The organism is Mesomycoplasma neurolyticum, from assembly GCF_900660485.1.
Classification (GTDB): Bacteria; Bacillota_I; Bacilli_A; order Mycoplasmatales; family Metamycoplasmataceae; genus Mesomycoplasma_A; species Mesomycoplasma_A neurolyticum.
In genome coordinates this window covers 20,382-27,946 of record NZ_LR214952.1, presented here as the reverse complement: position 1 = coordinate 27,946, position 7,565 = coordinate 20,382, and the positions used below count along the sequence as shown (strand labels likewise).

The window sequence follows — 7,565 nt, the reverse complement described above, 5'->3', positions numbered from 1 at the left end:
ATCTTTAAAAACAATTGAAAATCTTTATAAATTAAGTAAAAATATTAATCTAAACCCTTCTAGAATAACTAAAGATCCTAAAAAGTTAAAAATACTTATTTTTGAAACTTTAAAAAATAAAAAAGTGTCTGCTATTAAAAAACTTTTTATAAAATTTAATGATGACATAAATAGAGATGCAAATATTATACTTAATGATTTTGCAGATTATGATGGAGATTTAAGTGAAATTACAAATAAAATTGTTGATATAGAAAAGAAAAAACTTATAAACATTGATGAATTTTATAAGCATTTAATTGGTGATGACAAAACAAGATATTTGTAATGAAGAAGAAATAACAAATTATGTTACTTATCGTTTGTTTAAAAAAATAAATAACTTTAATAAAGAAAAAAACTAGACTTTACCATAGGTTTGCTTTAGCAGCAAGAAATGGATGAAGAGATCCATATAAATTTGTTTTTAGATCACTATGTAATTATTAAAGAATTATTTCCTATAATTATCTCTTCAGTAGATACAGAATTAACTAAATGAGATAAGGAAGAATTTGATTATGCAATTTTAGATGAATCATCACAAATTTTATTGAAAAAGCAATCCCAATTTTATATTTAGCTAAAATAAAAATTTTAGCTGGTGATGATAAGCAAATGCAACCTACAAGTTGATTTTCAACTAGAAGTGATATTGAAGATATTGAATTAGGTAATATTGAATCTATTTTAAATTATGCTGTTTACAAAGGGATTTATTCAATTTTATTAGATAAAAATTATCGTTCTAATTTTGCTTCATTAATGACTTTTTCATCAAAACATTTTTATAATTCAAAACTAGATGTAATTGATAAATTGACAACATTTGATGAAGAACCTATTGAAGTTTATGATATAAATGGAGAATGAAAAAATAAGTCAAATTTAGAAGAAGCAAAATTAGTGGTTGAATTAGCTCAAGCTAATTTGTCAAAGTATAACAAAATTATCATTTTGACTTTTAATAGACCACAAAGAGAACTAATAGAAAACATTATTTTTAATAAATATTTAGAATTAGAAAAAAGCTATTAATGAAGAAAAAATTTTATTAAAAAATATTGAAAATATACAAGGTGATGAAGCTGATTTATTGATTGTTTCTGTTGTTTATGATAAAACAACAGCTCTATCTTCTACCTACGTTTCAAGAAGAGGTGGACAAAACGCGCTTAATGTTGCAATATCAAGAGCAAAAAATAAAATGATAATTGTTAAATCAATAAAAGCAAATGAAATTGAAACTTTGAATACAAATGATGATTTATTACTTTTTAAAAAATGACTTTTATTTTTAGAACTTTCAAATGATGAGAGAAAAAGATATTTACTATTGGATAACCAACAAAATAATAATAATTCTTCTGAAAGTGAAGTAAATAATTTAGTTGATAAAATTATTGAAAAAATTTTAAAAATGTCTATTTTTATTGAACAAAATTATAAAATAAAAAAAGATTATATTATTGGAAGCAAAAAAATAGATTTAGCTATTTTAAATAAAGAAAATATGTTTTTATTAGGTATAGCTATTGATGATTATAATAATTATAGTAATTATGAAGAATATATAATTTTTAAAGATAGTATTAGCTATCTTTTGTCTAAAAAATATAATTTATTAATTATTGAGAAAATTAAATGATTAATTAATAGAGATAAAATTTTAAATCTTATAGAAGAAAAATTAACTAATTAAATAAGTAAAACAAGCATTTTTTTATAAATGTTTGTTTTTTCATTATATTATTTATGTAATATAATTTTAAAGAAAAAAATCAAAAATAAAAAGGAAGGTTGATATGGCAAAAAAAATTCAAGCAAAAATAAAAAATATTCAAAAATGAGAATTAGAAATTTTAGAAAGTGCACAACCAGGTGATTTTATTATTTAACAGAATTGCCTGAGTGACAAAAAGAAGAGAGCATTAAAATAAAAAAATTGCTTGAAGGTAATGAAATAATAACAAATGAACTGAAAAAGCAATGAGAAAATGAATTTAAAAATTCTAATGAATTTATTGAACTAAAAGAAAAAATTAATATTTTAGAAAAAGAAAAAATAAATTTTGAAAATGAACTACAAAAATCCGAAAAGGAAAAAGAAATTATTTCTATCAAATCAATAGAAGATTTTAAAAAACTAATGATTTTTTAAAATATTTAGATGAAATTAAAAATTTAAGAAATAAAATAACTAAATTAGAAGTAGAAAAAGAAAATGAAATTATTAAATTTAAAAACTCAAATGAATTTTTAGGTTTAAATGATAAACTTAAAAATCTAGAAAAAGAAAAAATAAGTTTTGAAAATGAAATTAATATTTTAAAACATGAAGTAAAAGAAGCACCTAATAAAGCTATTATTAATTTTAAACAAAGTAATGAATACTTAGATAAAGTTAAAGAAATTGAAGAGTTAAAAATTCAATTAGCAAGATCTGAATCAAATATTGAACTTGAAAAAAGAAAAGCAATTGATGAATTCAGAAAAGATAAAGAATTTCAAGAAAAAATTAGTAAAATTCAAAATTTGGAAGCTGAATTATCAACTCAAAAAGAAGAACATAAAAAACAGATTGATAGAATGACAAGAGAAAAAAGTTTAAATTCAAAAGTTATGGGTGAAGATTTAGAAAAATGAATTCAAAATGAATTTGATTTTCATTTTGGTTTTAACTCCAATGTTAAAATGACAAAAGCAAAAGAGATAGATGGAAAAAAAGCAGATTTTTTATTTGAGGTTTTAGATGATGTCACACAAAAAGTTATCGGAACAGTAATAATTGAAGCTAAAACCGCTGGTGAAAATAGCAAAGAAAAAAATAGTAAATTTTATAAAAAATTAGAAAATGATAGATTGAATCAAAAAGCAAATTATGCACTTTTAGTTACTGAGTTAGAACCTGAACAAAATTTTGTTATTAAAAAAGAAAAAAATGAATATTCAAATATTTATGTAACAAGGCCACAATATTTTATAACTTTTCTATCATTAATAACTCATATTCTCAATATTAAAAAAGGTGTAATTTCCTCTGAATTAGAATTTAAAGAAAAATATGAAATTTTAGATGAATTTGATAAAATGAAAAATAAAATTTTAGATAACTCTTTAAAACATATGACAACAGATATTGAAGATTTAAGCAAACACATTACAACAATTCAAAGCACTGCTTTTAAAATGGAAGAATTAGTAAAGATTAAATTAGATAAACATATCAATACTTTTAAAAATAAAATTGAAAATTTCAATATTAATAAAATTGTTAAAAAAATTAATAAAGTTGACAACAATTTTGCTTATTTAAAGAAAGATAATTTTTCATCACCTAGTGTAAGCCATAGTGAGATTGAAGATTCTAATTTAATTAAACCAAACGAAAAAAATGAATAATATAACATCAAAAATATTCGTGCCTGAAAAACTGGATGATATTGTAGGGCAAAGTCATATCAAATTTTTATTAAAAAAAATTATTGATCACAAAAATAATACATCTTTTATATTTTATGGTGAATCAGGCATTGGTAAAACTTCTAGTGCAATAGTTTTAGCAAAAGAATTAGGGAAAAAATTTGTTATTTTTAACTCTGTTTTAGATAATAAAGAAAAATTAATAAACTACATTAATAATTATGACATTATTATTATTGATGAAATTCATAGACTAAACAAAGATAAACAAGATATTTTGCTTTCTTTTTTAGAAGAAAAAAATAAAACTTTTTATGCTACAACAACAGAAAATCCTTTTTTTAAAGTTAATCCAGCAATAAGAAGTAGATTGCAAATTTTGCAATTTGAAAAAATTAGTGAAGAAGATATAACAAATGCTTTGCAAAAAATTATCAAAAATAAAAAAATTAATTTAATTTTTGATAAAGAAACACTTGAAAAATTTGTAAGAATTTCAAGTGGTGATTTAAGAAATGTTTTTAATAATTTAGAACTTTTAATTAATTTAAAATTTAAAGGAAAAATAACCATTGAAATTTTAGAAAAAATTTTTCCTCATAAAAATTTTTATTATGATTATAAAAAAGATGCATCATATGATAACTTAAGTGCATTTCATAAATCTGTAAGAGGGAGTGATGTAGATGCATCATTATACTATGGATTATTATTAGTTGTAGGTGGTAATTTAGATGGATTATTTCGTAGAATGTTAGCAATTGCATATGAAGATATTGGTTTAGCTAATTCTTTAATTGGTTTAAAAGTAGATACAGCTATTAAAGCAGCTGAGCGTTTGGGTATGCCTGAAGCTATATTACCAATTGGTAATATTATTATAGAGCTAGCACTAAGTCCTAAAAGTAATTCTAGTTATTTAGCAACTCAAAAAGCTTTGAATACTATTAACGAGAATAAAGTTTATCAAGTTCCTAAACATTTAAAAGATAATCATTATGCATCAGCTGCTAAATTAAAAAATGGCATTGGTTATTTATATCCTCATGATTTTGCTAATTCATATGTAGAACAACAATATATGCCAAAAGAATTAATAGAGGAAAAATTTTTTCATTTTAAAAATAATGCTAATGAAAGAAAAATAAAAGAATATTGAAAGCAAATTAAAGAAAAAAATAATAATAAATAACAATAAAAAAACATTAAAAAAAACTGTCTTAAGACAGTTTTTAATTTAATTGTTTTTTCTAGCTGCTTTTCTAGCTTCTTTTTGAAGTTTTTTAATTCTTTCAAGTCTTCTTTCTGCCATTTGTTTTCTTCTAATTTTACGCATATTTTCTCCTTTTTAATTTAATTAAAATTGGTTTAATTTGCTATATTTAATTGTTTTAGCTTTGTTTGACTTTTGTGTCATTTCTAATGATTCTTCAATTCTGATTGGAACTATATCTCCATTATTAACTGAAAGTGCATAACCTGAATATCCTTGATTAAACAGTTCAATTACTTTTGAACCATTAAGGTTCCTAAAATACGGTCTTGTGCACTTGGACGTCCACCTCTTTGTAGATGTCCTAATTTCATAGCTCTTGCAGAAACTTTGGTTTTAGCTTGTACTGCTTTAGCAACATTATCAAGGTTAGGGTAAATAAATTCACTAACAATAGCTATAACACTTCTTTTTCTACGATTATGTACTTGATCATGTACTACTGCAATTATTTCATCGACAGTCATAGGTTTTTCATTTGTAACAATAATTTCAGCTCCTGTTGCAATCCCTGAATAAAGTGCTAAATCTCCAGCTCCATGCCCCATTGTTTCAACAATAAAAAATCTACTATGCGAAGTTGCTGTATCTCTTAATTTATCAACAGCTTCAACAATTGTGTTAAGTGCTGTGTCATAACCTAATGTAAATTCACTTGAATTAATATCATTGTCAATTGTACCTGGGATTGTTAAAACTTTTATACCTTCTTCATGTAATTTTAAAGCACCTGCATATGAACCATTACCACCAATTACTAATAAAGCGTCAATTCCTAATCTTTTTAAATTTCCAATTGCTTCTTGTCTTATTTCTGGATTTTTAAATTTTGGGAATCTTGTTGAATAAATGAATGTTCCACCTTGTGCAAGGTATTTATCTACATTTTTATTAGTTGTTGAAACAATTTTATTTTTATAAAGTCCTTTATAACCACCATAAACTAAAAAAGGTTCAATGTTATTAAGTAAAGCAGATTTAACAACAGCTCTTATAACATTGTTCATACCTGGTGCATCACCCCCAGATGTCAAAATAGCTATTTTTTTAATTTCCATTTTTTTCTCCTAAATTATTAACATAATACTAAAAATTTATTTTTTAATTTTAATAAATTATTTTTAATTATACAACATATTATTTGTTTTATATTTTTTTTGTTAGTTTTTTTATTATTTTTTATATGTTGAGTTCTTTTAAATTATTTATATTTTTTTTAAGTAAAAAAACAAAAAAAACAAAAAAAATTTAAAAAAAAGTTATCTATTATTATTTTTTAAAAAAAATTAAACATTTTTTAAAACTAGGCTTAGTACAAATTTTAACAAAAAAAATTAATAATGTTGTATAATATTTACACAATGTACGGGGTAATACTCAAGAGGCTGAAGAGGACGCACTGCTAACGCGTTAGGGGCTTGACCGCCCGCGCAGGTTCAAATCCTGTTTGCCCCGCCATTTTTTTTGTGCCTTTTTTATGTCATAATTTATATTTTTTTATTTATTTTCTTCAAATTTAAATAAAAAATTTTTACTCTATTTTTTTTATTTTTCAGCATTTTTTTTAATTTTTATTAATAAATAATTGTATATTTATTAATTTAGTTTAAAATTATTTTTAATATTCATTTAATTTATTTATAAAAAAATTAAGCTTAGGAGAAAAAAATGAGTTTTAAAATTTTATTAGAAAATCAAATCAAACTAAAAAATGAAACTAATTCTAAAAGAAAAATCGTTATTATTGATGGTGATGATCAAAGAGCTGTTGATGCAGCGAATTTATTAGTGCAATCTAAATTAATTACACCTGTTTTATTAGTTGATAAACTACATAAAAATATTAGTGATGAAATAATTCAAGAAGTAATGTCTGATGATAAAAAAGAAAAATTTGGTGAATTATTTTTTGAATTAAGAAAAGGTAAAGAAACATTAGAAAATGCAAAAAAAGCATTACAAACTAAACCTTTTTATGCAATGATGATGTTAAAAAAACAAAGAAGTTGATGGTGTTGTTGGAGGCCTTAATTTTACAACATCAGATATTTTAAGAGCTGCATTTAAAGTTATAGGACCAATGCCAGGTGTTAAAACCATTTCTAGCGCTATGATTATGCATAAAAATGAAGAAAAGTTAATTTTCTCAGATATTTCAGTAAATATCAAACCAACATCTGATCAATTAGCAGAAATAGGATTTAACGCAGAATTATTTGCTAAAAGTTTAGGATTAGATCCAAAAGTAGCATTTCTTTCATTTTCTACAGATGGCTCAGCAAAAAGTGAAGAAACTAAAACTGTTGTTGCAGCTTTTGAAAAATATAAAACTTTATCTTCAAATTCAAATGTTATTGGAGAAGTGCAATTTGATGCTGCTTATATTGAAAAAAGTTAAAAAAGATAAATATAAAAAACCAAGTTTCGAAGGTTCAGCAAATGTTTTTGTTTTCCCAACATTAGATGCTGGTAATATAGGTTATAAAATAGCTCAAAGAATGGGTGGATATGGAGCTATAGGTCCGATTATCACAGGTGTAGGAGCTCCAGTTAATGACCTTTCAAGAGGAGCGACAGTTGAAGATGTATATAACACAATTTTAATTACAACACTACAGACATTTAAAGAGGAAAAATAATGCAAAATAAAAAAATTTTAGTTATTAATGCTGGTTCTTCTTCAATGAAATGATCACTTTTTTCAAAAAAATGAACTTGAAATTATTGCAGGTGGTATTTCAGAAAGAATTGGTATTAGTGATTCATTTTTAACAATGGAATACAAAGGTAAAAAAACTAAAAAACAATTGATTTAAAAGATCATTTAGAT

The 7,565-nt window shown here is 23.1% G+C and carries 9 protein-coding genes, 1 tRNA gene and 1 pseudogene; 10 read left to right on the top strand and 1 reads right to left on the bottom strand.

Features of this window, described 5'->3' with window-relative positions; translation table 4 throughout:
* The 7 genes from EXC65_RS04500 to EXC65_RS04195 all read left to right on the top strand — a co-directional run.
* The coding region (locus EXC65_RS04500; RefSeq protein WP_197724537.1) for a hypothetical protein at positions 1 to 328 on the top strand (328 nt) is incomplete at its 5' end.
* 108 nt (positions 329 to 436) lie between these two features.
* The gene (locus tag EXC65_RS04220; RefSeq protein WP_129720243.1) at positions 437 to 622 is read left to right on the top strand and encodes a hypothetical protein; all 186 of its coding nucleotides are present in this window, start codon (positions 437 to 439) and stop codon (positions 620 to 622) included.
* Positions 623 to 657: 35 nt separating this feature from the next.
* Positions 658 to 1,077, top strand: a complete 420-nt coding sequence (locus tag EXC65_RS04215; RefSeq protein ID WP_129720242.1) for a hypothetical protein — start codon at positions 658 to 660, stop codon at positions 1,075 to 1,077.
* Positions 1,073 to 1,741 carry an AAA domain-containing protein gene (locus tag EXC65_RS04210; protein ID WP_129720241.1) on the top strand — a complete coding sequence of 223 codons (669 nt, stop codon included), beginning with the start codon at positions 1,073 to 1,075 and terminating at the stop codon, positions 1,739 to 1,741. The genes EXC65_RS04215 and EXC65_RS04210 overlap by 5 nt, the downstream gene beginning before the upstream one ends.
* Before the next feature lie 243 nt (positions 1,742 to 1,984).
* On the top strand, positions 1,985 to 2,200 hold the full coding sequence (locus tag EXC65_RS04205) for a hypothetical protein (RefSeq protein WP_165001359.1): 216 nt from the start codon (positions 1,985 to 1,987) through the stop codon (positions 2,198 to 2,200).
* A 374-nt stretch (positions 2,201 to 2,574) separates the two neighbouring features.
* Complete coding sequence (locus EXC65_RS04200; RefSeq protein ID WP_129720239.1) at positions 2,575 to 3,441, top strand: DUF2130 domain-containing protein; 867 nt, start codon at positions 2,575 to 2,577, stop codon at positions 3,439 to 3,441.
* The gene (locus EXC65_RS04195) at positions 3,434 to 4,654 is read left to right on the top strand and encodes a replication-associated recombination protein A (RefSeq protein WP_129719492.1); all 1,221 of its coding nucleotides are present in this window, start codon (positions 3,434 to 3,436) and stop codon (positions 4,652 to 4,654) included. Before EXC65_RS04200 ends, EXC65_RS04195 begins: the two co-directional genes overlap by 8 nt.
* A gap of 314 nt (positions 4,655 to 4,968) precedes the next feature.
* On the opposite strand, the gene pfkA is transcribed toward EXC65_RS04195, so the two are convergent.
* On the bottom strand, positions 4,969 to 5,793 hold the full coding sequence (gene pfkA / locus EXC65_RS04190) for a 6-phosphofructokinase (RefSeq protein ID WP_232018854.1): 825 nt from the start codon (positions 5,791 to 5,793) through the stop codon (positions 4,969 to 4,971).
* A gap of 309 nt (positions 5,794 to 6,102) precedes the next feature.
* On the opposite strand from pfkA, the gene EXC65_RS04185 reads away from it, so the two are divergent.
* The 3 genes and pseudogenes from EXC65_RS04185 to EXC65_RS04640 all read left to right on the top strand — a co-directional run bounded on the left by EXC65_RS04185 (position 6,103) and on the right by EXC65_RS04640 (position 7,551).
* Positions 6,103 to 6,193 (top strand) — tRNA-Ser (locus EXC65_RS04185).
* A gap of 210 nt (positions 6,194 to 6,403) precedes the next feature.
* A pseudogene (locus EXC65_RS04180) lies at positions 6,404 to 7,374 on the top strand (phosphate acetyltransferase).
* A 27-nt stretch (positions 7,375 to 7,401) separates the two neighbouring features.
* Positions 7,402 to 7,551, top strand: coding sequence for a hypothetical protein (locus tag EXC65_RS04640; RefSeq protein WP_232018853.1), 150 nt, complete (start codon positions 7,402 to 7,404; stop codon positions 7,549 to 7,551).
* Positions 7,552 to 7,565: the final 14 nt, after the last annotated feature.